We start from the raw sequence: 26,506 nt of genomic DNA on the forward strand, positions 1-26,506 counted from the left end.
ATCTCCTGGTGTTGTTAAATTTCCATCACTAATCATATTTCTTAAAACTTCTTTTGGTAATGTTGACATAAAAAATTCTCCTTTCTGGTTCAAATCATATTTTGATTCTTGCCAGAAAAGAGAATTTTATTTCGTAAAAGCACAGATTATTTTACATTACCATTAAAAGTCAAGAAAAGAGCATTTGTTAAGTTAGTATCCTCTTATTTTAACACTAAGTTTTTCATGCTTATGTCCAAAGCTTTAACTGAATGGGTAAGCATACCTAATGAAATATAGTCCACGCCTGTTTCTGCTATTTGTCTTATATTATCTAAACTTATATTGCCTGATGCCTCAGTTATGCTTCTATGGTTAATCAATTCTATAGCCTTCTTCATAGTATCCGTGTCCATATTATCAAGCATTATAATATCTACTCCCACATTTAAGGCTTCCTCTATTTGCTCTAGACTTTCTACTTCTACTTCTATTTTTCTTACAAAGGAAACCTTCTCTCTTACTTTATTTACCGCTTTCTTTATCCCCCCAGCTGCTTCTATATGATTATCCTTTATAAGTACTCCATCTGATAAACTAAATCTATGATTATGACCACCACCTACCGCAACAGCATATTTTTCAAGAATCCTCAAGTTAGGAGTGGTTTTTCTAGTATCTAATATTTTTGCATTAGTATGTTTAACTAATTCCACTGCTCTATTGGTAATTGTCGCAATTCCGCTCATTCTCTGCAGAAGGTTTAATGCTATTCTTTCTCCTATTAAAATATTATAAGTACTTCCCTTTAAAATTCCAATAGCCTGTCCAGTTTTAATTGAATCTCCATCTGCTACAAAGAAATCAACCTCTACATCTCCTAAAATATTAAATACTCTTCTTAAAACCGGTAATCCTGCTATTATTCCATCTTCTTTAGATATTAAATCCACATTACATTTACTATCATATGAAACTATAGCAGATGTAGTAATATCACTATAAATAGCATCTTCTATCAGTGCATCTTTTATAATCTGATCTACAATTAACCAATTCATTCTATACTCTCCTCTTTTTATCAAGTAGTACTTTTCAATACTTCTGATTAATCTTTATTACTTTAAGCTAACTCAAGCATCTTAAATAATGCCCTACTCGCACTAATCCTTATATCTTCATCAATAATAATTTGATTTTTATCATGTAATAAACTCTCATATACATCTTCAATAGTTATACATTTCATTGGATTACATATGATATCAAGGTTATGAAATCTTCTATCCTTATACCTATTTCTAAGTTCATAAAGAATACCATCTTCTGTTAAAATTAAAAAATCCTTATGATTTGTTGTGCCTACATAGTCAATAATTTGACCTGTGCTTCCAATATAATCAGCTAAATCACGTACTTCCTTTCTACACTCTGGATGTACCAATATATGTAAATCCATATTTGTTTTTTCCCTGTAATCTAAAATATCTTTAGCTCTTATATTATTATGAACACAACAAAATCCATCATATAAAATCATTTTCTTATCTTTCACTTTTTCCTGTATACAACTGCCTAAATGTTTATCAGGTATAAATATTATTTCTTCAGCATCTATATTATTTACTACATTATAGGCATTGGCAGATGTACAACATACATCTGAAATAGCTTTTACCTCTGTGGATGAATTTACATAGCTAACTATCTTAGCATCTTTATGTATTTCCTTTAGCTTCAGCACATCTTCTTTTGTTGCTAAATCTACCATAGAACATTTTGCATCTGTATTAGGTAATAAGACTTTTTTATGAGGAGACAATATTTTTGCACTTTCAGCCATAAAGCTGACACCACAAAATACAATCACTTCATTATCTACTTCTAATCCAATTTTACTTAGATTATAAGAATCTCCCACATAATCAGCTATTTCTTGTATTTCATCCCTTACATAATAATGTGCAAGTATTACAGCATTCTTCTCCTCTTTCAACCGTAATATTTCTTCTTTATAGTTTATCATACTGTGTTCCTTCTCTCTAAAATTTACTTTTTCAATGCAATTGCATCTATTTCAACATCAATTCCTCTCAATTGAACACCCATAGTTGTTCTAACTGGAAATGGCTCACTAAACATTTCTCTATAAACAGAGTTCATTTCATCAAAATATTTAATATCTGATAAATATACAGTTGTCCTCACTACATCTTTTAATGTACATCCAGATTCTTTTAAAATAGCTTGAATATTTTCAATAACCTGTCTTGTTTGTTCTTTAATATCCTTCTTTATTTCACCAGTAACTGGATCCTGCGGACGTTGCCCTGCAGTAAAAACAAAATTATCCGTTATAATACCTTGAGAATATGGTCCTGCAGGTGTAGGTGCATTTTGAGTAATTATTTGTGTAAAATTAGTTGTCATCATAAAACCTCCTATTATTTTTTATTATCATAACAAAAGTAAATACAACTGTCAATACAGATGTATTTACTTTTATATTTCTTAATATATTTTTCTCTTGATTATTATTCTCCTTCTATGTTAAACTGTTTGTGACAGCATCTATTTGAGCTGTACAAATAATACACTTACTGCCAAAAATTAAATATAATATCTGCTTTGATCCATTGGACTAAGACAGGGCTAATAAGTTTAAATTCATCAAGTCTTTTTGTTATGTCCAAAAAGACTTTTATTTTTTCTAAGGGGTGAATATATTGAAAATTTCTTTTATAGGTGCTGGAAAGGTAGGCATTTCATTTGGCCTGTATCTCAAAAAATATAGTTATAATTTACTAGGATATTATAGTCGTTCTTTTTCATCGATAGTAAATGCTGCAAATATTACAGATTCAACTGCATTTAAAAACCTTGGGGACACCATAGAGGCTGATATTATATTCATCACTGTAAATGATGATTCTATTAAAGAAGTAGCAAATAATATTTCTAAACTCAATATTGATTATAAAGATAAGATATTTGTACATATGAGTGGAGCTTTGTCCTCCTCTGAACTGGAGATTTTAAAAAATGAATCATCCAGTATAATCTCCTTACATCCTATACAAACTTTTACAGATGTACATACTACGGTGGAAAAGCTTAAAGATACTGTATTTTCTATAGAAGGGGATAATAAAGGCATAACAGTTATAAAAAAAGTTCTAGATAAATGCAGAAATAAGTATTTTATACTAGATAAGGAGCAAAAACCTCTTTATCATGCTGGTGCATGTGTGGTATCAAATTATTTAGTTACTCTTCTTGACTATGGATTTTCCATCTTAAAACATATAGGGCTTTCGGAGGAATTAGCAATCAATAGCTTTTCTCCCCTTATAGATTCCAGTATAAACAATATTAAAAATTTAGGAACGAAAAATTCCCTTACAGGTCCTATCTCTCGTGGTGATATAAATACTATAAGAAAGCATTTAGATTCCTTTGAGGTAAATGACTTTAAAAACACTTTACTTTATAAGGAACTAGGGATTTCTACTGTTAAATTAGCAGAAGGAAAAAATCTAGATGAGAAGGTTGCTTTACAAATATTAAAACTATTGGAGGAGAATTAAAATGGGTAAAAATACAGTAAGATCATTTTGGGAAATGAAAAAAAATAATGAAAAGATTACAATGCTAACTGCTTATGATTATTCTACAGCTAAATTGTTAGATGAAGCAGGTATAAATTCTTTACTTGTTGGTGACTCCTTAGGTATGGTAGTATTGGGCTATGAAAACACTCTTCAGGTTACTGTCGATGATATTATTCATCATTGTAAAGCTGTTTCAAGAGGATCGCAAAATTCTCTAATAGTTGGAGATATGCCATTTCTATCCTATCACATTAGTATAGAGGATACCATAAGAAATGCTGGCAGAATAATTCAGGAAGGAAATGCCCATTGTGTAAAGCTTGAAGGCGGAAAAGATGTAATTGATAAGGTAGAAGCTCTTATAAAAGCGCAAATTCCAGTAATGGGCCATATTGGACTTACTCCCCAGTCTGTAAACATGTTTGGAGGCTTTACTGTTCAAGGTAAAAATGAAGAAGATGCGCAAAAAATAATAGATGATGCTTTATTATTGGAAAAGGTTGGAGTATTTTCAATAGTCCTTGAGGGTATACCTGCAAAACTGGCAGAGATAATCACAAACAAACTTACTATTCCTACCATAGGCATAGGAGCAGGGAATAAATGTGATGGTCAGGTTTTAGTTATAAATGATATGTTAGGTATCTATTCTGATTTTACTCCTAAATTTGTAAAAAAATATGCAAATATAAAAGATGAAATAAATAAAGGATTAAGTAATTATATTGAAGAAGTGAAAAATGGCTCTTTTCCAAGACCAGAACATTCGTTTTCCATAGCAGACGAAATCCTTGAAAAATTATATTAGGGGTGAAAAAATGTTATTAAATACTATTGAAGATTTAAGAAAACAAATAAAACCTAAAGTAGACAATTCCACAATTGGCTTAGTTCCCACCATGGGTTACCTTCATGAAGGACATATTTCTTTAATAAATAGAGCAAGGAAAGAAAATGATATTGTTATATTAAGTATTTTTGTAAATCCAACCCAATTTGCTCCCAATGAAGATTTGGATAAATATCCTCGTGATTTAGATAAGGATATGAAACTTGCCTATGATAATGGAGTTGATTATATATTTGCACCAACTGTAGAAGAAATGTATGGAAATAATTATTCTACCTATGTAAATATTGAAGGAGATATAACCAAAAAACTTTGTGGAAGTTCTCGTCCCACTCATTTTAAGGGAGTGACTACTGTTGTAACTAAGCTTTTTAATATTACTACTCCTAATAATGCTTATTTTGGACAAAAAGATGCACAACAGCTAAGTATAATTAAAAAACTAGTTAAGGAATTGAATTTTGATATAAATATAGTTTCTTGTCCCATAGTAAGGGATAAGTATGGTCTTGCTTTAAGTTCAAGGAATGTATATTTAAGTGAGCTTGAAAGAAAACAGGCTTTAGTATTATCTCAATCCTTAAATGATATAAAATCCATGTATCTAAGTGGTAATAACAATGCCTTGGAGTTAAAGAAATATATAGTTGATAAGATTAGTACTATGAATCTAGCAAATATAGACTATGTAGAAATTGTAGATTTTGAAACATTTGAGGATGTTGATATAATAAATAAACAAACTCTGGTAGCATTGGCAGTTAAGTTTGGAAACACGAGACTAATTGATAATATAATCTTGGGGGAATAATTATGTATTTAACAATGCTTAAATCAAAAATTCATAGAGCAACTGTAACAGAAGCTAATTTAAATTATGTAGGAAGTATAACCATAGATGGAGAGCTTTTAGAGAAATCTGGTATATTGCCTGGTGAGAAGGTATATATAGTAAATAACAATAACGGAGCAAGACTTGAAACTTATGTAATAGAAGGTGAAAAGGAAAGCGGTGTCATATGCTTAAATGGTGCTGCTGCACGTTTGGTACAACCTGGTGATATTGTTATAATTATGGCTTATGCCCTTATGGATAAAAATGAAGCATTAAATTCAATTCCTACAATCTTGATATTGGATGAAAAAAACAAAATAAAAGAAATTCTTTCAGAAGAAGTTCATGGTGATATTAAATAGTATATTTTTATATTAAAATTCTTGCTTAAGTAAAAAGATATGGGGTTTAAAACTCTTGGAAGCCAGATTTGATTATTACAAAGGAAAAATTGGAACATATGTTAAATATTATAGAACTGGCAGGAGAACTGAATCACAGAGTAGATTATAACCAAATAGTAACCTGCATTTGTTGAAAAAACTATGAAATAGATAAAGGGATTAATCCCTTTATCTATTTATCTTAACTTATTATTCTAATTAAAGTAATACTGCTGCTATTGTTCCAAATATTAATAATGGAATATTATAATGGAGAAATGTAGGTACACAAGTATCCCAAATATGATCATGCTGACCATCTACATTAAGACCAGCAGTAGGTCCCAATGTACTGTCTGATGCAGGCGATCCGGCGTCTCCCAATGCTCCTGCTGTACCTACTAAACAAATTGTTGCAGCAGGACTAAATCCTAATGCTATGCACAGAGGAACAAATATTGTTGCAATTATTGGGACTGTTCCAAAAGATGTACCAATTCCTAAAGTAATAATTAACCCTATTAATAGCATTGTAAATGCTGCTATTGCTTTACTTCCTCCCATCATACCTGCCGCCGCCTTTACTAAAGATTCAACCCCACCTGTTTCCCTAATAACTGCACCATAACCTGAAGCAACTAACATTACAAAAGCAATAAATCCCATTAATCCAATACCACCATTTATCATCTCATCAAGCTCTTTCCATTTAAATCCACCTAGCATCATCATCAATGCTAATCCTACTATGGCACCCAGCGGAAGGGATTTTGTTATAATTTGAATTACAAATGCTGCTACAGCTCCTACTAATGCAGCCCAGTGTTCTCTTGTTACTCCTAGTTCTTCTATATCTTTAGTATCAGATTCTTGTAATTCAAGCTCTTTATACTCCCTTGGTTTTTTATAACTTATTAACACAGCTATAAATAATCCTACTATCATTCCTATACCTGGAAGCAACATTGACTTCCAAATCATATTTGTTTCTACAAAGACTCCATTATCTATTAAAGCATCTCTTATTATGTTGTGAAAAAGGAGTCCGAATCCTACTGGTAATATTATATAAGGAGCCTTAAGTCCAAATGTTAGTGCTGACGCTACTCCTCTTCTATCAATTTTATATTTGTTCATAACAGGTATTAATGGAGGTATTAGTATTGGAATAAAAGCTATGTGGACTGGAATTAAGTTTTGGGAAAAACAAGCCACGCCAGCTATTAATAATACAAATAGCCTTCTTCTACCATCTATTACCCTTCCTATTTTCCTAGCTAATATGTCTGCAACTCCTGTCTTACCAATTGCTACTGCTAAAGCACCAAGCAGTATATATGATAGTGCAGTTTCTGCACTTCCACCCATTCCATTAATTAAAATAGCAATGGAATCACCTACTGACATACCAGATAATACACCACCTAACAATGCCGATAAAATAAGTGCGATTAATACATTTACTCTTAATAAACATAATACAGCCATGACTAATACTGATAATAATACTGGATTAGTTAACATAACATCCCTCCTTGATACTAATATACATATTAAAACTGTGTTTTAACATATATTATTCACTCTAAATAAACCATAGAACTTTAATCACCTAAGGAAGTTGTGCTATATTGACTGATTAGTTCCAGAAAATATATTAGAAAAAATAGTTCTACCTTCTAATATATTTTTATAATAAATATTAATTGCCATTCTAAATTTAATAGACTTAATTTATATATGTTGTTCTCTCCATAATTTTTCGTATCTTATGGCATTGTCTTTTATGGACTTCAGGTCATCTTCTGTCAATTCTCTTCTTACTTTTCCAGGAGAACCTAATACTAAAGAGTTAGGTGGTATAACTGCTCCTTCTGTAACCAAGGCTCCTGCCCCTATAATACAGTTATCTCCTACAACAGCACTATTAAGAATTATAGCACCCATTCCTATTAAACAGTTATTACCTACAGTACATCCATGAACAACTGCGTTGTGTCCTATGGTAGTATAGTCTCCGATTTTCAAAGGTTCATTAGTATCTACATGTAAACTAGAGTTATCTTGAACATTGCTATAGTTTCCAATTTCAATCGTATTCATATCTCCTCGAACTACTGCTCCATACCATATACTAGTACCTTTACCTATAGTTACCTCTCCTAAAACATCGGCAGTTTCAGCAATAAATGCTTCTTCATGGATTTTAGGGTTTTTATCTTTTAAATTTTTTATCATAATATCTCTCCTTATATATTGTCATTTAATATTTACTACCCTAATTATATCATAAAAACCCAGTAATTTTTCATTCTTAAATTTTATAGATTTCCCTGTAAATCTATTTTATCAGCCACTTTTCTCATGGCAAGTATCGTTTCTTTAATTACCTCATCCCTTTCCATTCCTAACATCTCTATACCCTTCTCTATAATAGCTCTATCTACTCCAGCTGCAAAAGCCTTGTCTTTCCACTTTTTCTTCACTGATTTTGGTTCTAAATCAAGGATAGATCTGCTTGGGCGAAGAAGAGCTACTGCTGTTATAAGCCCTGTTAATTCATCAATGGCATATAGGACTTTCTCCATTTTTTCTACAGGTTCTATATCTACACATATTTCATAACCATGACTAGCAATTGCTCTTATATAATCCTCTGGATATGATTCTTCCCTAAGAATTTCTTGAACCTTTATACAATGTTCATTAGGATACATCTCATAATCTAAATCATGAATAAGACCTATTATTGACCATTTCTCTACATCTTCCTCATTAAAAAGCTCTGCAAAATGTTTCATTGTTGCTTCAACTGAAAGTCCATGGCGTAGTAGACTATCTGATTTGTTATATTTTTTAAATAACTCCAAAGCCTCTTTTCTAGTTGGTTTTTTATTTGCCATATGTTTCCCCTCTTTCTTTTTGACTTTAGTATATATAATAAAGTAGTAGACTTAGAGTGTCAAGGTCTTATACCTAGAATTAACAGAATATTAATACATAAAAAGAATCATAAGCTTATACATTAATCTTATAATCCTTTTTCATATTAGTTTTTCCTAAATTAAAAATTTTATTTTATTATTTAATATATTCACTACTTACTAAAATATCTTTTATTACTTCTGTTGGTATGGTAAATTCCTGTGTTCCCATGTATCCAGGGGCAATTTCATATTTATCAAATGAAATTATTAATTTACCCTCATGGTTTATATAGAAACTTTGTTCCTTTGATATATTTTTAAACTCTGATTCACTATCCATAGCAAAATCATCAATCCAGTAAACTTTATTTTCGTCTTCCTTCATTTGTTCTCTCATTTGTTCTTTTATATTTTCACTTATTGCTTCTGTATAGCTTTCATTCTTAAATAAACTTGGTAATGTAATCAATATTTGATTCTTCTTATCAATGGTATCATACTTAACTTTTCTGTCTGAAGATCCTGAAGTACTTTCAATATAACGTCCTATGGAGAATATATTATCATTATCAGTTTTTACCTCATAGTTCGTACTAATACTTATATTTCCACTATTTTTTGATTGAAGTTTTTCCATTTCTGATACAAAGGCTTCATATAGCTCTTTATTTTCTTTAATATATTTTTCGTTTATTCTATTTTGTAATTCTTCATTTTCTAAACCTTCTATTTTAGGAACCTTAATATTAGCATCAAACTTATCTTTATCTATTTTATACTCTCTAAATGTCAATACTTTGACTATGCCACCAAATATTGGTACTTCAGATAGATTCTCTGCAAGAGATGGACTAGTGTTGACTCCTGCTGTTATTAATAATGCAGCTGCAGCTACTGACGCTGCTGTGGTTTTTAATATTTTATATTTATTATCTTTTTTCATACTATTTTTTCTCCCCTCTTTAATTGACTTTTTGACTATAAATTCCAGTTCATCTGGAATTGATATATTCATATATTCCTTTTTTGATTCTTCAAGTTTATTATTCATACTACTCCTCCTGGTCTTCATCATTTATTTTAATTCGTAATTTTTCAAGTCCCTTATATAATCGAGTTTTTACTGTATTTAAATTTAGATTTAAAATCTCAGCAATTTCTCCTATCTTTAAGTCTTCAAAATATCTTAGGATTATAATAATACGATAATCTTCAGGTAACTCTTTAATTGCAGTATTCAAATCAATATCTTCATACATATCCATTTTACCTAAATCAAACCCAGATAAAGTCTCATCATCTACTACAACTAATCTCTTTCTTTTACGTAAAAAATCTAGTGAAGTATTTACCAGAATTCTATAATACCAAGTCTTTATGTAATCAATATTTTTTAAGGAACCTTTAAATAAAAAAGCCTTATATATAGATTCTTGTATAATATCTAAAGCATCCTCAATATTCCTTACATAGGTATAGACCAATCTATAGTGACTTTCTTTGTTTTCAATTACATAGTTTGTAATTTGTTCATCTATACTATCTTCATCCATCCCGGGAAATTCTCCTTTCTCTTGTCATAAGCTTAAGCCTTACACTATATAGACGTATAATGCTTTAAAAAAGTTTTATAAATTTAAGTTTTTTAGAATTATTCAATTAAAAAAGGTATCATATTAATGATACCTTTTTACTATTACCTATACATATGAATATTACCTGATTTGTTTTTAATTATTTATCTGTTTCTACTAAATAGTTTTCTATATTGTATTCCTTATACTTTTCTGCATACCATTCTTGATATACTTGTGGTAACTTTTCTTCCAATAATATATCTTTTATTTCATCTTTACTGTCTTCTAAGTTTGCTGCTTTAGCTTCTTGCTTATCTTCTAGTTTTATTATATGATACCCAAATTTACTTTTAACTGGATTGCTTATTTCTCCTATTTTCAAAGCAAATGCTGTATTTTCAAATTCTTCTACCATTTGCCCTTTTCCAAAATATCCTAAATCTCCACCTTGTTCTTTAGTTCCCTCATCTGTAGAATATTCCTTTGCAAGTTTAGCAAAGTCTTCACCAGCGGAAAGCTTTTCTTTAACTTCCTTAGCAGTTTCCTCTGTTTCTACTAATATGTGGCTTGCTTTTACTTGTTCTTCTTGGTTAAAAGTTTCCTTATTCTCTTTAAAGTAATTATCTATATCTTCATCTGTTACTGTAACTTTACCTTCCATAAGTTTTTTTATTTGTAAATTCATAATTATATCGTTTTTAATATCTTCCATATCAAAACCATATTCTCCTATGGCTTGATTAAAGGCATCTTCACTTCCATAATAATTTTTTACTACACTAAGTTCAGCTTCTACTTCTGCATCATCGATTTCAATTTTTTCTTTTTCAATCTCTGATTTAATTATCTTTTCACTTATTAAATACTCTATTGCTTGTGTTCCGTATTGCTCCACCATTATATTATATAAGTCATCCTTTGTTATAGTTTGGTCATTTACTTTAGCAACTATCTCCTTTTCTCCACTGGTACATCCAGTTACTCCTAAAACCAATGCCATAATAATTGTAAGTATTATATACTTGTTGCCTTTACTTCTTAATTTGTTCATATTTTTCCCCTTTCGCTTTTAATTAATAAAAGCAAAAATTTAAATATCCCACAATTCTTGATATATTAATGATTGCTTTTTATTAATTATAACATAGAATTATGGGATTATTATGGTAAAATATAAAATTTAATCTTGGATACGAATTTTACTTTAATTTATTTAAAGATAAAGAATTTGGTACTTTATTTTCAATTTTAGATATTTTAGATGGTAAATTGGCTTTACTAGTAAAGTGTTGGGTTTTAAGTATATTTATACACTGGTTATTTACTACAGGATTACTAGTATTTTCAATTAAAGATTTGTATCTAAAAAATATACTTCCCTTTACTTCTTCATATAGACTATTGAATTTAAGCTGATTTGAAATTTCTTTAGGATTCATCCAACTTAAATTTTTATTGTTTGGATCTGCTTGTCTATAGTTAGCATGTCCTATATACAAATTAACATCGGTATCTTTTACAGCATCTGACCACCAATTAACTAATTCTCCATAGGGTGCTGCCTTTTCATCAAAGCTCCAATATATTTGTGGCGCTATATAGTCTATCCAATTATTTTTTACCCATTTTCTAGTATCTGCAAATTGGTCATCATAAGATGCCCTAGAAGTTACTGGAGTTAAACTTCCTTCCATATGCAATGCTTTATGCCCCCATATTCCAAAAGGACTTATTCCAAACTGTACATTTCTATTATTATTCTCGTTATAAGACTCAATAGAATTATGTATGTTTTCGATTAATGTATCTACATTATTTCTTCTCCAATCATCTTTATTTTTAAATTCAGTACCATATTTTTTAAATGTAGTTTCTTCTTCTTTAAAATACCACCCATTTCCTGATTTAAAGGGATAGAAATAGTCGTCAAAATGTACTGCATCTATATCATAGTTTTCTACTACTTCCATTACACTATTGGTAATATATTTAATAACTTCTGGTTCTCCTGGATTTAATTGTAGCTTACCACCAAAGCTGTAAACATATTGTGGATTTTGTCTTGCCCAGTTATTTAAGGCTAAGTCTGATAACTTTTCACTTCCCGTTGTTACTCTATAGGGGTTAAACCAAGCATGAAACTCTATTCCTCTTTTATGAGTTTCTTCTACCATCCACTCTAAAGGATCCCAACCAGGATCTAGTCCTTGCTTACCTGTTAGATACTCTGACCATGGGTTGATTTTAGATTTATAAAATGTATCTAATTTAGGTCTTACTTGAAATATAACTGAATTCATATTTAGGTTTTCTAGATTATTTAAAAGCTGTCTATATTCAGCTTTATATACTTCCTTATTTAATCCATTCTTGGAAAAGTCTAAATTATATACAGTGGACACCCATACTCCTCTAAATTCTTCTACCTTTTCTTGTGCATATATAGGTATTTCTATAGGCTTATTATTTATTAAAACTATTTCATTAGTGTTGTATTTAGTTAGAAACTGCATACCTGTTCTGGCCGTTTTAGCTTCAACTATTGTGGTATTTAATCCTATAGTTAAAACAGTAGCACCTATAGCCATAAGCTTACATATATTTCTTTTCATCTCCAATCCTCTCCAATCTAGTAAAATTATGTTATTTTATTAGATTATATTATAACTGGACAAGGATTACAAATTACGATTCTATGACATTTGTCCAAAGAAATACCCCCTAAAAAATTTAGGGGGTATTTCTTTATTTTTTAGCTCTTATGATTTCTACATCATATCCATCTGGATCTGTTACAAAATAATATCTTGGCTTCTCTCCTGGAAGTCCCATTAGTTCTGTAACTTCATAACCCATTTCCTTATGTCTTTCACGAGATCCTTCTAAATCCTCTACGTTAAATGCCATATGGCTAAATCCATCTCCTATTGTATAAGGTTTCTCTGGATTATAATTATATGTTAATTCTACTTCATAATTACCTGTTTCATCAGCTAAAAACACTAATGTAAATTCATCTTCTGGAAAATCACTTCTTCTAGTTTCTACTAGTCCTAAAGCTTCTTTATAAAACTTTAAAGATTTTTCTAAATCCATTACCCTAATACAGGTATGTAACATCTTATAATTCATTAAAATCCACTCCTTTTTTATTAATTACTTCATTCAATTATGATTATACCCAATTGAAGTAGGATTTTGTAACTTTTTATAATAATATATTTTTTCTTTCTTGGGCATAATAACCTAAAACCATTAGGAGGGATTCTTTTATGTCTATTATGGAATTAGATACTCGAGGTCATGAACAAAGTCATATAAATAATATGGTTATAAATAGTTTTGATTCACTTCCTGTAGGTGAAAAGATGATATTAGTGAATGATACTGATCCTTCTCATGTATTCGACCATCTAGAAGAAAAAAGATATGGTAAATTTGAATGGGATTATGTAGAAGAAGGTCCTGATGTATGGAAGGTATCTTTAGCTAAAAAATATCTTAACTATATATAATACAAAAAGCAGATGACTTTAGCAATCCTCCAATAAGGATGTTTACAAAATCATAGTTGTTTAGCATATAGCAAAACGATTACCGATGAATTGTAAATAATCTTTATTGGAGGATTTGCTTTATAGCACAGATGTTTTTTTAATTTTATATCAAGTCAATATCGGTTTTGAATCAAATTATATCATCCCGAAGCGCGTCAATAATATTTTCTCTTTTTATCTTGTTAGTGGCATACAGCATTGTAATAAATACAATAAAGAGCACACCAAACACGCTGATTGCCATACTGCCCCACGGAAACACAAAATCAATATTGTCCGCCCCGCCGACGACCATACCCTTATAAATCAGACAGGAAAGGACTCCTGAAAGGGGCAGCCCCAAAATCATCGTCCGCGCTCCATAAAGAGTGCATTCAAAGCGCATCATCTTATTGAAATCCCGGTCGGACATCCCCACAGAACGGAGCATGGCAAATTCCCGTCTGCGCAGCTTGATATTGGTGGAAATTGTGTTGAAGACGTTCGCAACCGCGATTAGCGAAATCATCGTAATAAAAACAACCGAGAACAGATTGACAATGAATGTGATATTGCGGTTTTGCTCCAGCATCTCATAGACATTGTACAGATTATAGTCGGCGGTAATGCTGGCTCCATCAATCATCGTCTGCATCTCAGCTGTAGACTGACCAGGATTTTCCGACTTGAAGGTCATGCCCAGCTTTGTAGGCTTTACTGTCGCACCAAGTGCGTCAAACTGCGGCTTTATCTCGTAAGGAGCCATCACCATAAGCGTGTATCCGGGCCACTCACCCGGCTCCGTGGGTAGCAGATCCGGGTAGTCTTTTACAAAGGTTGCACGGATTGTTTTCGTCTGATCCCCGGTCTTGGAGCGGAGCGTAAATTCCATAGGCTGTTCCTGCGTATACCAATTCCCGGGCAGAATTCCTGCCATGATCATTTTTTTGTCCTGTCCAGTGTATTCCTCTGCGGACAGACCAAGACCTTCCAACAGATTCTGATAGACGCTACCCTCAACAAACTGAATATCCAACAACACTTCTACCGTTTCACTTGCCCCATCATAACCGATGGGCTCGCCGTACTCGTCAAAAAAATGACTTGATAAATCACTTACATTGAGCACGCAGGAATAGGTTGAAAGTGCCTGATAAGAGCTTTTGGTAACGCTGTCGACGGTTTTCAACTCATCATAAAGCTGGAACAGTTCACTTTCCTCCATGTCTCGCGTATAGAAACAGATGTCATATTCTTCAACTACCACAGATGAATTCTCCGCAATCTTATTTAGATATGTTCCGAAAGAGCTTGCCGACACAAACAACACGACGCTTAACGTAAGCGACAGGATAATGCTGCGGTAACGCCGCCTGTTTCTCTTAAAGTTTTTTAACGCAAGTGTTTCCTCTAAACAGTAAAGGCGTTCCGCGAGCTTTGAGGTTCTTATCGCTTTGGCTTCCACCTTGACCTCGTTTGTCTGGCGGATACACTCCATCACAGGCGTACTGGCGGCCTTCTTTGCCGGAATATAGGCCGAAATTAGAATGGTGATCATACTGATAACCGCTGCAGCAACAAGAGCAGGAACAGACACCACCAAAGTCAACGATACATTGTCATACATAACATTTGCGAAATTCTTTGCCACAAGGGAAAGTACAAGTTTGATGCTTGGTATCCCGACCAAAATGCCGATCGGAATGCCGATTATACCGATGCAAAGTCCCTCAAACAGCACAGAATTACGCAGCTGTTTTTCCGTGGCACCTACCGACATGAGTATTCCAAACTGGTGCGTGCGTTCATTCAATGAGATGTCAAATGAATTATAAATCAGGAACACCGAGCCGAGCATAACCAGGGCAATCAAAATGCCACCAATGGAGTACAGGAGAACTGTAAGTATCTTTTCCCCTGAAAGTCCCATAAAGCACAGTACATCATCGTTCAAAACGTAACTGTTATTGTCTGATATGCTGTCTACATAAGAATGAACCTGATATGGGTTCTTTAGCGTGATAAATACGGTAAGACTATCCGATGCGGCTGTATCCTTTGTTGTGATTAAAGTGTATCCGGGTGCAGCATACTCCTCGATTGCCGGTCGTTGGCAGATGCCGACAACCGTATATGTTTTCTTTGTCGTAGGTACAAGCGTTTCTTCCCCGGCACAATAAGAATCGTGCTGGCTGAGCTTCTGATCGACACTCATGCGGTTGCCGACTGAGAGAGTGAGTGTGTCACCCACCAAAATTTTCACTCCGCCGTTTGCCGCAATATGAGCTGGTATCACGACTTCGCTGCTGTTCTCCGGCAGTCTGCCAGAAAGCAGCTTGATGGGCAGAGCATCCAAGGCTTCCTCGTTCCATCCGGTAACAAAAAGATATGGCTTGTCTGGATTTTGCCCCCCTTCCAGTGTGGCATAGCCGATGTTCTGTAGCGCTACCACATTTGCCACTCGGCTGTCCTCTGCCTGTTTCTGCGCAATGGAGGAATCTGCCTCCGGGATTTCAATATGCCAATCACCATATTTGGCAGCGGCACCATTTATCATATAGCTTTGCAGGGACACGGCAAAGGTAGCGACTGCCGTAATCATGGCGGCGGACAGAACAACTCCGATAATCGTGACAATCGTTCGGGTACGGCTTTTTTTCATGCTTTGCAGGGTAACCTTGTTGAAAATGTTCATGGTCTCACCCTCTCGTCTCGCACTACTTTGCCGTCTGATATGCCGATAATGCGGTCTGCTTGCAGGGCGATATTTTCGTCATGGGTGACGAGGAGCAAAGTCTGCCCATATTTTTTATTGCTTTCTTTCAGCAGTTTGATGATTTCATGTCCATTTCGGCTATCCAAACTGCCTGTGGGTTCGTCGGCAAGCATGACCGCCGGGGCGTTCATCAAAGCGCGTCCTATGGCAACCCGCTGTTGCTGACCACCCGAAAGCTGATTGGGTAAATGAGTTTTGCGGTCTTTTAGCCCCAGCAGATCCAACAAGTCATTCAGCCGTTCCTCGTTGATCTTCCTCTTGTCCATCAGTATAGGCAAAGTGATGTTTTCCACCACATTCAGAGTGGGAATAAGGTTGTGAAACTGATAAATCAGCCCGACCTGCCTCCTGCGGAAAATAGCGAGTTTTTCATTGCTTTGGGCATATACATCCTGTCCCTCCAAATATACCTTTCCGCTTGTGGGCACGTCCACGCCGCCGATGATGTGAAGCAATGTGGATTTGCCGGAGCCGGAGGAGCCGATGATTGCCGTAAACTCCCCCTTTTCAATTGCAACCGAAACATGGTCAAGGGCGGTAACTTGGTTTTCGCCCTTGCCGTAGACCTTGCATAAATTTTCAATTTTTAAAAACTCCATTATGTGAGTCTCCTTTCTCATGTCTTACCCATATAATAGACCCTTCAACTTACATCTCTGTGACTTTTAGGTGAGAGATTCGTCACTTTAGGAAACGAATGGAAAATATCGCGCCGCCCTGCGGGTGATTTTTGGCGGTAATCGTCCCTCCCTGCCGTGTTATAATCATCTTGCAGAGAGCCAATCCAATCCCATATCCTGTAGCGTTTGGGTTTTTCCCACGATAAAACCTGTCAAACAGGCATGGTAAATCTTCTTTTTCAAAGCCCGAGCCGCTGTCGTGGATGGCAATCTCGGTAAACAGTGGGTTGGACCTGCAGACAATCTCAATCTTCCCGTTCTTGCCTGCGCTCTCCATGCAATTTTTGAGGATGTTTTGAATTGCTTCCGAAAGCCAACCTGAATCACCCTGAATAATTACCCCTTTCGGCACGTCTATTTGCAAATCAATATCCTGCAGCTCCATCAGGATTAGGAACGGGCGAAGCGCGGCGCATATCAAGTTGTTTACATCTATCTGCTCACTTTGGAATACCACAATGCCCGCGTCCAAGCGGGATAATTTCAATAGGGAAGTAAGCAACCAATCCATCCGCACAAGCAATTCATCTGTTTCCCGTACAAATGCTTTCCGCTGGTTTTCATCAGGATTATTCGCTAACAATGACAGAATGAGGTTCACGGATGTGAGAGGGGTACGGAGTTGGTGGGCTATGTCAGCCAGCGAATCGGCAAGATGTTCTTTTTCTTTTTTTAGTGCGTCGTTTTGCTCTCGAATACGCAGTGTCATTTTTGTTATCTCGCTTTGCAGAATGGAAAGTTCACCCTCATCCGATTCACCAATATACAGATGGTCAGCATTATGGAGCACAAGATCGATTTGATTTGAAATCTGCGCAATGCTTTTGTATCGGGCTTTGGTAAACGCGAAAAACGCTATGCCAAAGGCAGCGGCAGAAGCAATGGCAAGGATTCCCGCCGCAGTATTTATTGCAAATCCCAGAATTACAGCAACCGCCGCCATTAAGGAGAATAAAATAACAAACTGCCGAAACTCTCTATTCCGAAGCATACTCGCCCCCCAATCTATACCCTATCCCCCGAACGGTCAGAATAATTTGCGGGCTTGATGGGTCGTTCTCTATCTTCTCCCGCAATCGTTTGATGTACACGGTTAATGTATTGTCATTGACAAACTCGCCCGCTGCGTCCCACAATTCGTCAAGTAGCCTGCCCCTCGTGATAATACTTTTAGGGTTGCTAATAAACACCAGCAACAAGCGGTATTCTAATGCTGAAAGAAAAACCTCGCTGCCGTTTTTTTTCACAACACCGCTTGCCGTATCGACATGAAGCCCGCGGATTTCAAAATCCGATCCGCAACGCCCGCTTTTTCGCAGGGCGGTTCCAATTCGCGCAATCAATTCACGCGGACGAAAAGGCTTGGTGATATAGTCGTCCGCGCCCATGTTCAGCCCGGTAACAACACTCGCCTCATCACCAGAAGCCGTCAGAAAGATAACGGGAACATCCCCTGTTTCTTTGATTTCTGTGTAAACCGTAAAGCCATTTCCGTCAGGCAAAGAAATATCAATCAACGCCAAGTCAAATTTGTTCCCGGCAAGGGCAGCAAGGGCTTCACTCCGCGTAGGGGCGTGAGTGACTGTAAATCCCTCCGAGCGGAGCAAAAGCACAAGGTTTCTGGCGATTGCCTCATCATCCTCAACCAAAAATATCCGTTTCATTTATTTTCACCATCCTTTACTTTATTGCTCCTGTATCGTCCGTCAGCCGGTTTTTCAGCGTCAACCGGAACAAGCCATGTATTTCCCATTTTTTTAGCTCCCTTAATCCGTCCAGCAGAGCAATGGTACACTACCATTCTGTCTGTGATTCCCCAATTTTTCGCTACTTCTTTTGTCGTTATATAATCCACGCATAGCACCTCCATAATTTTATTATATTTCTTTTGACAGAAATATACAAGCTGAGGTATAAAGCAAAAAAATACAGGAGTGTGGAAAGTAGTTCACGCTCCAGCTTGGCAAACCTCGCCGAACTGTTACCATAAATTTACTGTAGAAAAGGCCGGACAGATGGGGATAGCGTTTATGAAGCAGGTCGATGTGACTGCTACGGATAAAGTTGCTCGTTTAATTAAACCGAGCATTAGCCATCTGCTTTTTGTATTGCAGAAACTTTTATATAATTTATGTTGTTATAGATAAAGTTAATAGTATATAATATATCTATATATATTAATAATAGAAGGGAATTTTATATGTTTAGAGTAATTGATTACGAAGATATAGATAAAAATAGAATAGATGAGAATCATATAATAATAGACTTGCGAAGTCCTAGTGAATATGAGTCTGCAACCATACCAAGGGCTATTAATATACCTATCTTTAGCAATAAAGAGAGAGAATTAATAGGTACAGTTTATAAAAATGAAAGCATTGATAAAGCAAAGAAAATTGGTGTAAAAGTTGTGTCTGAAAAATTACCTAGTATTTATGAAGAAGTATCTAAACTTGATAGAGAGTATAACAATCTTGTATTTTTCTGTTCTAGGGGTGGATATAGAAGTAGTTCTCTAGTTGCATTATTTAAATCCATTGGAATAAATGCCATTAAACTTGATAATGGATATAAAGGATATAGAAAATATATAAATGACCATTTACCAAATATAGTTAAAGATATACAGTTTGTCGTCCTATACGGCAATACTGGAACAGGTAAAACAGATATACTAAAGGAATTAGAAAATCAAGGCATGGATGTTTTAGATTTAGAAGGATGTGCTAATCACAGAGGCTCTCTCCTTGGTAGTGTAGGCCTTGGTAAACAAAATAGCCAAAAGATGTTTGAATCTTTAGTATATGATTCTTTAAGTAAAAGAAAGACCAATCTTGTATTTGTAGAAGGTGAAAGCAGAAGAATTGGAAAAGATATGATACCTGTTTATATATATGAAGCTATGAATAATGGTATAGGAATAAAAATTCAAGCTACTATGGAAAATCGAGTATATAACCTTTCAAAGGACTATGTACATGATACAGATAATGAACTTATAGTATCTTTAAATAATTTAAGAAAGTATTTAGGGGATAATAATATCGATAAATATATAGAACTAATAAAGAATCACAGATATAAAGAAGTAATTGAGGAACTTATGATTAAATATTATGACCCTATGTATGAACACAAAAATAGGAATTATAAAAAAATCTTTAATAATAACAATGCTAAAGAAACAGCTGAGGAAATAATCAAATGGTCAGAGAATATAAAAAGCTCTAAGTAATTATACTTAGGGCTTTTTATATTCTTATGAAGCAAATTTTGCTAAATCTTCATCTATATCTAATGTTTTATATATATATTTTGCTACTCCATAGATTAATATAATAAATATATTAAATGCTAAAAATGCAGTTAAACTGTAAGCCATTGGTGACATGAATTTTTCAAAGGATGCCTTAGCAATAGGTGCTTCAACTAAATAACAGTAGTTTGATTTAGCTACTATATTGAATATATATATAAATGAATGATAAATGTTTGTAAAATATAATATTGACCTTAAACTCTCTCTATCCATCCTATACTCTTCAACTACTAATATATATATTGTGGACCATAGTAAACCTATATGGCCTATGAAAAATGATATATTAGTATAATGGGGAAATGAAAATGGGTCTAAGTCAGTAGGTAGTAACAATGCCAATATTGCCCCTGCTACACCCCAATAGCATCCTACGTTTTTAAATATCTTTTTATCTGTTACTAAGGCAAAGATTGTAAATATAATGGCTACTCTACAATTATAGAATGGCAAACTTTCTTGTATAGTAAAATACCCTGAGAATCCATACCATAAATATAAACTTACCTGTTGTAAAACCAATATTATAATCATAAATTTTTTAAATATTTTTCCCATATTTGTAGATTTAAGTCTATCTTTCTTTAATACTATAAATTCAACACCTACAAATGCAATGGCTAATATTAAAAAATGAGTTAAGCTCCAAATTGGAAATACAAAATCATCTGGAGTTCCCCTAAAAAAATACTTCATACATTATTCCTCCTATTTGGGAATGAATCCTACTTTCTTATAGACCTTTCTAAGGGTTTTCATAGCATGATATGATGCTTTTTCTGCCCCTTCTTTATATATCTTCTCTAAATGGTCTTTATTGTTTATTAAATAATTATATTTTTCTTGAATAGGTGAAAGACTTTCTACAACTACTTCTGCTAAATCTTCTTTAAATTCACCATATCCCTTTCCTTCATATCTATTTACTATATTAGGTATTTCTTCTTTTGAAAACACACTATATATATCTAATAAATTTTTGAGTCCAATTTGTTCATCATTATAAGCCACTACTCCTAAGGAATCTGTAACTGCTCTTTTTATTTTTCTTCTAATTGTGTCTTTATCATCTAAAAGTAATATATATGCGTTTTCATCTGTATCTGATTTACTCATTTTTGCTTCTGGATTTTGAAGACTCATTATTTTTGCCCCAATCTCCTTTATTTGTGGATCTGGAACTTTAAATGTATCGCTATATTTATTATTAAATCTTATGGCTAAATCTCTAGCTAACTCTAAATGTTGCTTTTGATCCTCTCCCACTGGAACTAAATCCGCTTCATATAAGAGTATATCAGAAGCCATTAGTACTGGATAAGTGAATAATGCTGCATTTAAGTTCTCTTCAGACTTTCTAGACTTTTCTTTGAACTGAGTCATTCTATTTAATTGCCCCATATAAGATATACTATTTAATACCCAAGTTAGTTCTGTATGTTCTGGTACATGGGATTGAATAAATATAGTGCTTTTTTCTGGGTCTATTCCTGCCGCCAAATATAATGCCAGTACATCTAATGTATTTTTTCTAAGATCCTTTGGCACTTGAGGTATAGTTATTGCATGTAAATCAACTATACAGTAATAGCAATTATATTCATTTTGCAAATCTACCCAGTTTTTTATAGCTCCCAAATAGTTCCCTATAGTTAATTTCCCTGAAGGCTGTACTCCACTAAATACAATTTTTCTTTCCATAAAAATCCCTCCTATCATAATTACTGTCATTTGTTAGTTTGTTTGATACTATGACTACGAAGTTTCGAAACTCAAATTCATTTAATCGCTACTCATGTAGATTTGGAGCTCATTGACTTTTTGTCCAATGAGCGTAACGAATTGTAGACAAAACGGACAGCGTAGGTGCGTTTGACCTATATAGCCTTCATCACCTTCGTTAGATTGAGTTGTTTGACAAAGTGACTACGCAGTTTCGCATCACAAATCTATTCACTCGCTACGCTCATATAGATTTGGAGCTCATTGCGTTTGACCTACTAAAGCTCACTGGCGTTCGCTAAGTTAGGTCATAAAAAAACCTTCCATCTCTATTAAGAGACGAAAGGTTCAATTCCGCGGTACCACTCTTGTTGCTAAAAAGCCAACTCTAATCATATAAGGTTGATTAATCCTATATCTTACTATGTTCAGATATATACTCACAAGTCCATTCATCATAATAGTATCACTGGTTTCCACCTTTTCCAGCTCTCTTTAGATCTTTATTATGATTACTATTCTTGATCTTTGTATTTACTATATTATATATATTATACTCTAGAATACTATATTGTAAACTAAAATTTAAATATTTTTTATACTACATATATATAGCCATAGTTCTTATTCTTTTTTCTTATTATTCTTGCTGGAGAGCCTACTGCTGTAGAATATGGAGGAACATCCTCCAATACTACAGAATTCGCACCTATTTTAGCTCCTTTTCCAATGGTTATTGGTCCAAGAATTTTAGCACCTGCTCCTATAATTACATCATCTTCTATAGTTGGATGTCTCTTAGAACCCTTTTCTCCACCTATTCCTCCTAATGTCACTCCATGATACATCACTACATTATTTCCAATTTCGGCAGTTTCACCTATTACTACACCCATTCCATGGTCTATAAACAATTTATCACCGATAGTAGCTCCAGGGTGAATTTCAATACCAGTTATTCTTCTAGCTCGTTGAGAGATTATCCAAGACCATATGAATTTTTTCTTCTTATATAGTCTATGTGCAATTCTGTGGTAAAATATCGCCCTTTGACTTGGATAGAAAAACATAGCTGTAAAAAGATTTTTAGCCGCAGGATCTTTTTCCAATATATTTTTTGCATCATTTATAAACCATTTAAACATAAAATCACTCCTCTAAAAACAAATCTGTAGATAAATATCTCTCTCCAGAATCAGGAATAATAGTTAGGACCTTTTTACCTTCACCTAACTTTTTGGCCATTATAACTGCAGCAGCCACATTTGAACCTGCTGATATTCCGCATAAAATTCCCTCTTCTACAGCTAATCTTCTTGCATAAGAATATGCTGTTTCTTCATCAATACTTAGTATTTCATCTACTATTTTATTATCAAATATACCTGGTACAAAATTTGCACCTATACCTTGTATCTTATGAGGACTAGGATTTCCACCTGTTAAAACTGGAGATTTACTTGGCTGAACAGCTACTATTAATATACCCTCATTATGTTCCTTTAGTCTTTTTCCTGCTCCTGATATAGTACCACCTGTTCCTACTCCTGCAACAAAAGCATGAATCTCTCCATTGGTTTCTTTGAGTATTTCTATACCTGTAGTCTCATAATGAGCTATTACATTATTTTTATTTTCAAACTGATTTGGCATAAAATAATTGTTTTCTTCAGCTAATTTAGTTGCTAGTTCTACTGAACCTTTCATACCATACTTTCCTTTTGTTAAAATAATCTTAGCACCATAGGCTTCCATTAGCTTTCTTCTTTCTATACTCATAGTATCTGGCATAACTAAAATTACATTATATCCCTTTGCTGCCCCTATCATAGCAAGACCAACCCCTGTATTTCCACTGGTAGGCTCTATAATAGTTCCTCCTTTAATCAATTTTCCTTCTCTTTCAGCAGCTTCTATCATATATAGAGAAGCTCTATCTTTTACACTTCCTGAAGGATTGAAGGATTCAATTTTTACAAATATCTCTGCCATTCCTTCTTCTTTAATTCTATTTAGTCTAACTATTGGTGTATTTCCTATGGATTCTTTAATATTACTAATTATCATTTTACTACCTCCTATATTTTAATAATGTATCCTGTTGTCACCAGTTTCTTTAATCAAAAACTATGACTTTGGTTAAGTTTAATGTATGACAAGGTGACTACGCAGTTTCGAAACACCAATTTATTTACTCGTTACACTCGTATAAATTGGGTTCTCATTGCGTTTGACCTACATCAACTTAACTTAGTTCGTTGTGTTAGGTCATTTCACGTAGTCTCACTGCACAAATTTATTTGCTCATTGTCATTCACATAAATTTGGCGTTCGTTACGTTTGACCTACTAAAGCTCACTATCGTTCGCTAAGTTAGGTCATAAAAAAAACCTTCTACCCATGTATAAATAAATATACAGAGGCAAAAGGTAAGTTTCGCGGTTCCACTCTGCTTAAAGAATTAATCTTTAGCTCAATTCAAGTACTTTCATACTCTAGTTCTGTAACGGGAACATCCGTATAAGTCTACTAACTATCTTCGACTCTATGCTCATTGGTGCACTTCAATTATATATTATATAGACTCCTCCCACCATTAGAGTCCTCTCTGTGATACTGTATATAACTTACTTTACCAATTCTTAGCATTTTAGTATGTTTTAATATTGTATTCAAGTATAACATAAATGTTCTTAAAAGAAAAGAATTTTTTATAATTATTTTTTAAGGTAATATATCTAGGAGACTAACTATATGAAGTCAATATAAATTTGATATATTTACCTGAAAAATAAAATAATAAAAATGTGCATAACAAATAGAACAACAACGTTGCTCTCATAAAAAATATATTTAGGTATAATTACATTTGTGAAACAAATGCTGTTTTGTTCTTAAGTAGATAAAAAATAACTCTTAATAGTTTTTTACCTACATGGCTTTGAGCAACTGAATAATGTTTACCTTCAGAACGTTTTTTAGCCATATATGTTGAAAAAGTATTATCACGCATTGATACAAGTCTTACATCTTGTAGAACTGCCCATCTAAGGTAAGTTGAGCCGCGTTTAACCATTGGAGTCTTTGATGCAGTAAACTTTCCAGATTGATAGGTAGAAGGTTCCATACCAGCAAATGCAAGAAGTTTAGCAGGTGTAGAAAATCGCTCAATGTCACCAATTTCTGATAATATTATTGAAGCCAGAGTATAACCAATACCAGGTACAGTCAAAAGTGGTGTATTTAACTCATCTACAACGATTTTAATTTGTTTATCCAAGGCATCTATTTCAGTTTGTACAGATTGAATGAGTCGGATAGTTTGCTGCAGTTCAAAGGATGTAGAACGACTACTAGAGCCAATTGAATTAGAAGCAAGTTCTTTTAATGCAATAGCCTTATCCTTGTCATACCTACCTCTAGAAGCCTTACTTATGATATTAGTAAGTTTTGTGAGATGACAAGAACTAATATCCTTAGGGGTTGGTAACTCAAGTAATAAGGCATAACTTGAACTCTGATGAACTGACCAGACAAAGTTTTCAAGTTCTGGAAAGATAATATCGAGTAAACGTGTAACAGAGAGTTTAAGTTTAGTACGATAACCAACCATACGATACCGATGTCTTGTTAGTGACTTTAACTCCTGAATTTGATATGATGAATTAGAATAGGATTTTGATTCATCAGAGAACAGCATCGTTGCAATGACTTTGGCGTCAGTTTTATCTGTTTTAGTTTTTCTGAGGGTAGTGGCCTTACGAAAAAGATTAGTAGATAAGGGATTCAAGATATGTACTTGAAATCCCTTGGAATACAGATAATTTGTAATGTTTGTGCTATAGTGACCTGTTGATTCAAGTCCTATTTTTACATCATCTAGACCATTTAAATCTAGGCAAGAAATGATTGTTGAATAGAGTTTATCGAATCCTTCCTTAGTATTTGAAATACGCAAAGAATCTGTATAGATGATTTTGGAAAGGCAACCCTTTTTTAGACAAATTTATTCCGAACAAGAATATACTTTCTAAATACTGCCTAAGCTGCTAAATCAAAGCTAGCTCTATTTCTATATTCAATTGGTGATATGTATCCTAAGGATCCATGAATCCTTATATGATTATACCAGTAAATATATTCTGCAAGTTGTAATTCAAGGTCTTCTAAGCTTTCAAATGTATTTTGATATATAAACTCTACTTTTAGGATTTTATTGGTAGCTTCACTTACAGCATTGTCATAGGGATTCCCCTTCCTACTTAGAGAACGTTCTATGTTAAAGGCTTCTAGGATATTATCTATTTT

General features: G+C 33.7%; 28 protein-coding genes and 2 other annotated features. Of the genes, 6 read left to right on the plus strand and 22 right to left on the minus strand.

The features are described from left to right. Positions 1-203 precede the first annotated feature (203 nt). The 3 genes from nadC to FYJ83_RS16630 all read right to left on the minus strand — a co-directional run bounded on the left by nadC (position 204) and on the right by FYJ83_RS16630 (position 2,409). The gene (gene nadC, locus FYJ83_RS16620; RefSeq protein ID WP_154442471.1) at positions 204-1,040 is read right to left on the minus strand and encodes a carboxylating nicotinate-nucleotide diphosphorylase; all 837 of its coding nucleotides are present in this window, start codon (positions 1,038-1,040) and stop codon (positions 204-206) included. 62 nt (positions 1,041-1,102) lie between these two features. Beyond that, positions 1,103-2,005 (minus strand): quinolinate synthase NadA, encoded by a 903-nt coding sequence (nadA, locus tag FYJ83_RS16625; RefSeq protein ID WP_154442473.1) that lies wholly within the window; start codon positions 2,003-2,005, stop codon positions 1,103-1,105. Positions 2,006-2,028: 23 nt separating this feature from the next. Next, a complete protein-coding gene (locus tag FYJ83_RS16630; RefSeq protein WP_154442475.1) occupies positions 2,029-2,409 on the minus strand; it encodes a RidA family protein in 381 nt (126 codons plus the stop codon). 296 nt (positions 2,410-2,705) lie between these two features. Here FYJ83_RS16630 and FYJ83_RS16635 point away from each other — a divergent pair, with 296 nt between their 5' ends. From FYJ83_RS16635 to panD, 4 genes are read left to right on the plus strand one after another with little or no spacing between them, the layout of a single operon-like run. Further along, positions 2,706-3,566, plus strand: coding sequence for a Rossmann-like and DUF2520 domain-containing protein (locus tag FYJ83_RS16635; RefSeq protein WP_154442477.1), 861 nt, complete (start codon positions 2,706-2,708; stop codon positions 3,564-3,566). A gap of 1 nt (position 3,567) precedes the next feature. Further along, on the plus strand, positions 3,568-4,398 hold the full coding sequence (panB, locus tag FYJ83_RS16640; RefSeq protein WP_154442479.1) for a 3-methyl-2-oxobutanoate hydroxymethyltransferase: 831 nt from the start codon (positions 3,568-3,570) through the stop codon (positions 4,396-4,398). 10 nt (positions 4,399-4,408) lie between these two features. Beyond that, on the plus strand, positions 4,409-5,251 hold the full coding sequence (gene panC / locus FYJ83_RS16645; RefSeq protein WP_154442481.1) for a pantoate--beta-alanine ligase: 843 nt from the start codon (positions 4,409-4,411) through the stop codon (positions 5,249-5,251). 2 nt (positions 5,252-5,253) lie between these two features. Then, positions 5,254-5,637, plus strand: coding sequence for an aspartate 1-decarboxylase (gene panD, locus FYJ83_RS16650; RefSeq protein WP_154442483.1), 384 nt, complete (start codon positions 5,254-5,256; stop codon positions 5,635-5,637). Between the two features lie 240 nt (positions 5,638-5,877). Here panD and FYJ83_RS16655 read toward each other — a convergent pair whose 3' ends face one another. The 8 genes from FYJ83_RS16655 to gloA all read right to left on the minus strand — a co-directional run bounded on the left by FYJ83_RS16655 (position 5,878) and on the right by gloA (position 13,294). Further along, positions 5,878-7,182, minus strand: a complete 1,305-nt coding sequence (locus FYJ83_RS16655) for a Na+/H+ antiporter family protein (RefSeq protein ID WP_154442485.1) — start codon at positions 7,180-7,182, stop codon at positions 5,878-5,880. A 210-nt stretch (positions 7,183-7,392) separates the two neighbouring features. Further along, the gene (locus FYJ83_RS16660; protein ID WP_154442487.1) at positions 7,393-7,896 is read right to left on the minus strand and encodes a gamma carbonic anhydrase family protein; all 504 of its coding nucleotides are present in this window, start codon (positions 7,894-7,896) and stop codon (positions 7,393-7,395) included. Between the two features lie 83 nt (positions 7,897-7,979). Next, positions 7,980-8,561 carry an HDIG domain-containing metalloprotein gene (locus tag FYJ83_RS16665; protein WP_154442489.1) on the minus strand — a complete coding sequence of 194 codons (582 nt, stop codon included), beginning with the start codon at positions 8,559-8,561 and terminating at the stop codon, positions 7,980-7,982. A gap of 178 nt (positions 8,562-8,739) precedes the next feature. Next, a complete protein-coding gene (locus FYJ83_RS16670; protein WP_154442491.1) occupies positions 8,740-9,636 on the minus strand; it encodes a DUF3298 and DUF4163 domain-containing protein in 897 nt (298 codons plus the stop codon). 1 nt (position 9,637) lies between these two features. Then, positions 9,638-10,138: a sigma-70 family RNA polymerase sigma factor gene (locus FYJ83_RS16675; protein WP_154442493.1), complete on the minus strand. Its 501-nt coding sequence runs from the start codon at positions 10,136-10,138 to the stop codon at positions 9,638-9,640. Between the two features lie 181 nt (positions 10,139-10,319). Beyond that, entirely contained in the window at positions 10,320-11,213 is an 894-nt protein-coding gene (locus FYJ83_RS16680; protein WP_154442495.1) for a peptidylprolyl isomerase, read from the minus strand. Positions 11,214-11,361: 148 nt separating this feature from the next. Continuing rightward, positions 11,362-12,774 (minus strand): glycoside hydrolase family 10 protein, encoded by a 1,413-nt coding sequence (locus FYJ83_RS16685; RefSeq protein WP_154442497.1) that lies wholly within the window; start codon positions 12,772-12,774, stop codon positions 11,362-11,364. A 133-nt stretch (positions 12,775-12,907) separates the two neighbouring features. Then, the gene (gene gloA, locus FYJ83_RS16690; RefSeq protein ID WP_154442499.1) at positions 12,908-13,294 is read right to left on the minus strand and encodes a lactoylglutathione lyase; all 387 of its coding nucleotides are present in this window, start codon (positions 13,292-13,294) and stop codon (positions 12,908-12,910) included. A gap of 140 nt (positions 13,295-13,434) precedes the next feature. On the opposite strand from gloA, the gene FYJ83_RS16695 reads away from it, so the two are divergent. Next, on the plus strand, positions 13,435-13,677 hold the full coding sequence (locus tag FYJ83_RS16695; protein WP_154442501.1) for a DUF2249 domain-containing protein: 243 nt from the start codon (positions 13,435-13,437) through the stop codon (positions 13,675-13,677). A gap of 172 nt (positions 13,678-13,849) precedes the next feature. On the opposite strand, the gene FYJ83_RS16700 is transcribed toward FYJ83_RS16695, so the two are convergent. From FYJ83_RS16700 to FYJ83_RS16720, 5 genes are all read right to left on the minus strand, one after another. After that, complete coding sequence (locus FYJ83_RS16700) at positions 13,850-16,393, minus strand: ABC transporter permease (RefSeq protein ID WP_154442503.1); 2,544 nt, start codon at positions 16,391-16,393, stop codon at positions 13,850-13,852. After that, complete coding sequence (locus FYJ83_RS16705) at positions 16,390-17,073, minus strand: ABC transporter ATP-binding protein (RefSeq protein WP_154442505.1); 684 nt, start codon at positions 17,071-17,073, stop codon at positions 16,390-16,392. The genes FYJ83_RS16700 and FYJ83_RS16705 overlap by 4 nt, the downstream gene beginning before the upstream one ends. A gap of 82 nt (positions 17,074-17,155) precedes the next feature. Continuing rightward, positions 17,156-18,145 (minus strand): sensor histidine kinase, encoded by a 990-nt coding sequence (locus FYJ83_RS16710; RefSeq protein ID WP_154442507.1) that lies wholly within the window; start codon positions 18,143-18,145, stop codon positions 17,156-17,158. After that, positions 18,132-18,818 carry a response regulator transcription factor gene (locus FYJ83_RS16715; protein WP_154442509.1) on the minus strand — a complete coding sequence of 229 codons (687 nt, stop codon included), beginning with the start codon at positions 18,816-18,818 and terminating at the stop codon, positions 18,132-18,134. The genes FYJ83_RS16710 and FYJ83_RS16715 overlap by 14 nt, the downstream gene beginning before the upstream one ends. After that, positions 18,815-19,009 (minus strand): helix-turn-helix domain-containing protein, encoded by a 195-nt coding sequence (locus FYJ83_RS16720; RefSeq protein ID WP_216585466.1) that lies wholly within the window; start codon positions 19,007-19,009, stop codon positions 18,815-18,817. The genes FYJ83_RS16715 and FYJ83_RS16720 overlap by 4 nt, the downstream gene beginning before the upstream one ends. 345 nt (positions 19,010-19,354) lie before the next feature. Here FYJ83_RS16720 and mnmH point away from each other — a divergent pair, with 345 nt between their 5' ends. Further along, on the plus strand, positions 19,355-20,392 hold the full coding sequence (mnmH, locus tag FYJ83_RS16725) for a tRNA 2-selenouridine(34) synthase MnmH (RefSeq protein WP_154442513.1): 1,038 nt from the start codon (positions 19,355-19,357) through the stop codon (positions 20,390-20,392). Between the two features lie 24 nt (positions 20,393-20,416). Here the strand turns inward: mnmH and FYJ83_RS16730 are convergent, their stop codons facing one another. The 6 genes from FYJ83_RS16730 to FYJ83_RS16755 all read right to left on the minus strand — a co-directional run. Further along, the gene (locus FYJ83_RS16730; RefSeq protein ID WP_154442515.1) at positions 20,417-21,172 is read right to left on the minus strand and encodes a YwaF family protein; all 756 of its coding nucleotides are present in this window, start codon (positions 21,170-21,172) and stop codon (positions 20,417-20,419) included. 12 nt (positions 21,173-21,184) lie between these two features. After that, on the minus strand, positions 21,185-22,177 hold the full coding sequence (gene trpS / locus FYJ83_RS16735) for a tryptophan--tRNA ligase (RefSeq protein ID WP_154442517.1): 993 nt from the start codon (positions 22,175-22,177) through the stop codon (positions 21,185-21,187). A 353-nt stretch (positions 22,178-22,530) separates the two neighbouring features. Beyond that, positions 22,531-22,736: a binding site (T-box leader), on the minus strand. A gap of 58 nt (positions 22,737-22,794) precedes the next feature. Continuing rightward, the gene (gene epsC / locus FYJ83_RS16740) at positions 22,795-23,343 is read right to left on the minus strand and encodes a serine O-acetyltransferase EpsC (RefSeq protein ID WP_154442519.1); all 549 of its coding nucleotides are present in this window, start codon (positions 23,341-23,343) and stop codon (positions 22,795-22,797) included. A gap of 4 nt (positions 23,344-23,347) precedes the next feature. Then, complete coding sequence (gene cysK, locus FYJ83_RS16745; RefSeq protein ID WP_154442521.1) at positions 23,348-24,265, minus strand: cysteine synthase A; 918 nt, start codon at positions 24,263-24,265, stop codon at positions 23,348-23,350. A gap of 348 nt (positions 24,266-24,613) precedes the next feature. After that, positions 24,614-24,851, minus strand: a binding site (T-box leader). A 210-nt stretch (positions 24,852-25,061) separates the two neighbouring features. Further along, a complete protein-coding gene (locus tag FYJ83_RS16750) occupies positions 25,062-26,156 on the minus strand; it encodes an IS110 family RNA-guided transposase (RefSeq protein WP_229768630.1) in 1,095 nt (364 codons plus the stop codon). An 83-nt stretch (positions 26,157-26,239) separates the two neighbouring features. Continuing rightward, a partial coding sequence (locus FYJ83_RS16755) for an IS3 family transposase (protein ID WP_154442523.1) occupies positions 26,240-26,506 on the minus strand: 267 nt, incomplete at its 5' end.

It is taken from the genome of Tissierella pigra (assembly GCF_009695605.1).
GTDB lineage: Bacteria > Bacillota > Clostridia > Tissierellales > Tissierellaceae > Tissierella > Tissierella pigra.

What these genes read in the sequence shown, in the direction of transcription:
- FYJ83_RS16710 (WP_154442507.1), bottom strand. Translation starts at nt 18,145, where the DNA reads ATGCTTCGGAATAGAGAGTTTCGGCAGTTTGTTATTTTATTCTCCTTA.
- FYJ83_RS16680 (WP_154442495.1), bottom strand. Translation starts at nt 11,213, where the DNA reads ATGAACAAATTAAGAAGTAAAGGCAACAAGTATATAATACTTACAATT.
- cysK (WP_154442521.1), bottom strand. Translation starts at nt 24,265, where the DNA reads ATGATAATTAGTAATATTAAAGAATCCATAGGAAATACACCAATAGTT.
- epsC (WP_154442519.1), bottom strand. Translation starts at nt 23,343, where the DNA reads ATGTTTAAATGGTTTATAAATGATGCAAAAAATATATTGGAAAAAGAT.
- FYJ83_RS16685 (WP_154442497.1), bottom strand. Translation starts at nt 12,774, where the DNA reads ATGAAAAGAAATATATGTAAGCTTATGGCTATAGGTGCTACTGTTTTA.
- FYJ83_RS16705 (WP_154442505.1), bottom strand. Translation starts at nt 17,073, where the DNA reads ATGGAGTTTTTAAAAATTGAAAATTTATGCAAGGTCTACGGCAAGGGC.
- panC (WP_154442481.1), top strand. Translation starts at nt 4,409, where the DNA reads ATGTTATTAAATACTATTGAAGATTTAAGAAAACAAATAAAACCTAAA.
- panD (WP_154442483.1), top strand. Translation starts at nt 5,254, where the DNA reads ATGTATTTAACAATGCTTAAATCAAAAATTCATAGAGCAACTGTAACA.
- trpS (WP_154442517.1), bottom strand. Translation starts at nt 22,177, where the DNA reads ATGGAAAGAAAAATTGTATTTAGTGGAGTACAGCCTTCAGGGAAATTA.
- nadC (WP_154442471.1), bottom strand. Translation starts at nt 1,040, where the DNA reads ATGAATTGGTTAATTGTAGATCAGATTATAAAAGATGCACTGATAGAA.
- FYJ83_RS16695 (WP_154442501.1), top strand. Translation starts at nt 13,435, where the DNA reads ATGTCTATTATGGAATTAGATACTCGAGGTCATGAACAAAGTCATATA.
- nadA (WP_154442473.1), bottom strand. Translation starts at nt 2,005, where the DNA reads ATGATAAACTATAAAGAAGAAATATTACGGTTGAAAGAGGAGAAGAAT.
- FYJ83_RS16670 (WP_154442491.1), bottom strand. Translation starts at nt 9,636, where the DNA reads ATGAATAATAAACTTGAAGAATCAAAAAAGGAATATATGAATATATCA.
- gloA (WP_154442499.1), bottom strand. Translation starts at nt 13,294, where the DNA reads ATGAATTATAAGATGTTACATACCTGTATTAGGGTAATGGATTTAGAA.
- FYJ83_RS16700 (WP_154442503.1), bottom strand. Translation starts at nt 16,393, where the DNA reads ATGAACATTTTCAACAAGGTTACCCTGCAAAGCATGAAAAAAAGCCGT.
- panB (WP_154442479.1), top strand. Translation starts at nt 3,568, where the DNA reads ATGGGTAAAAATACAGTAAGATCATTTTGGGAAATGAAAAAAAATAAT.
- FYJ83_RS16630 (WP_154442475.1), bottom strand. Translation starts at nt 2,409, where the DNA reads ATGACAACTAATTTTACACAAATAATTACTCAAAATGCACCTACACCT.
- FYJ83_RS16715 (WP_154442509.1), bottom strand. Translation starts at nt 18,818, where the DNA reads ATGAAACGGATATTTTTGGTTGAGGATGATGAGGCAATCGCCAGAAAC.
- FYJ83_RS16660 (WP_154442487.1), bottom strand. Translation starts at nt 7,896, where the DNA reads ATGATAAAAAATTTAAAAGATAAAAACCCTAAAATCCATGAAGAAGCA.
- FYJ83_RS16730 (WP_154442515.1), bottom strand. Translation starts at nt 21,172, where the DNA reads ATGAAGTATTTTTTTAGGGGAACTCCAGATGATTTTGTATTTCCAATT.
- FYJ83_RS16655 (WP_154442485.1), bottom strand. Translation starts at nt 7,182, where the DNA reads ATGTTAACTAATCCAGTATTATTATCAGTATTAGTCATGGCTGTATTA.
- mnmH (WP_154442513.1), top strand. Translation starts at nt 19,355, where the DNA reads ATGTTTAGAGTAATTGATTACGAAGATATAGATAAAAATAGAATAGAT.
- FYJ83_RS16675 (WP_154442493.1), bottom strand. Translation starts at nt 10,138, where the DNA reads ATGGATGAAGATAGTATAGATGAACAAATTACAAACTATGTAATTGAA.
- FYJ83_RS16665 (WP_154442489.1), bottom strand. Translation starts at nt 8,561, where the DNA reads ATGGCAAATAAAAAACCAACTAGAAAAGAGGCTTTGGAGTTATTTAAA.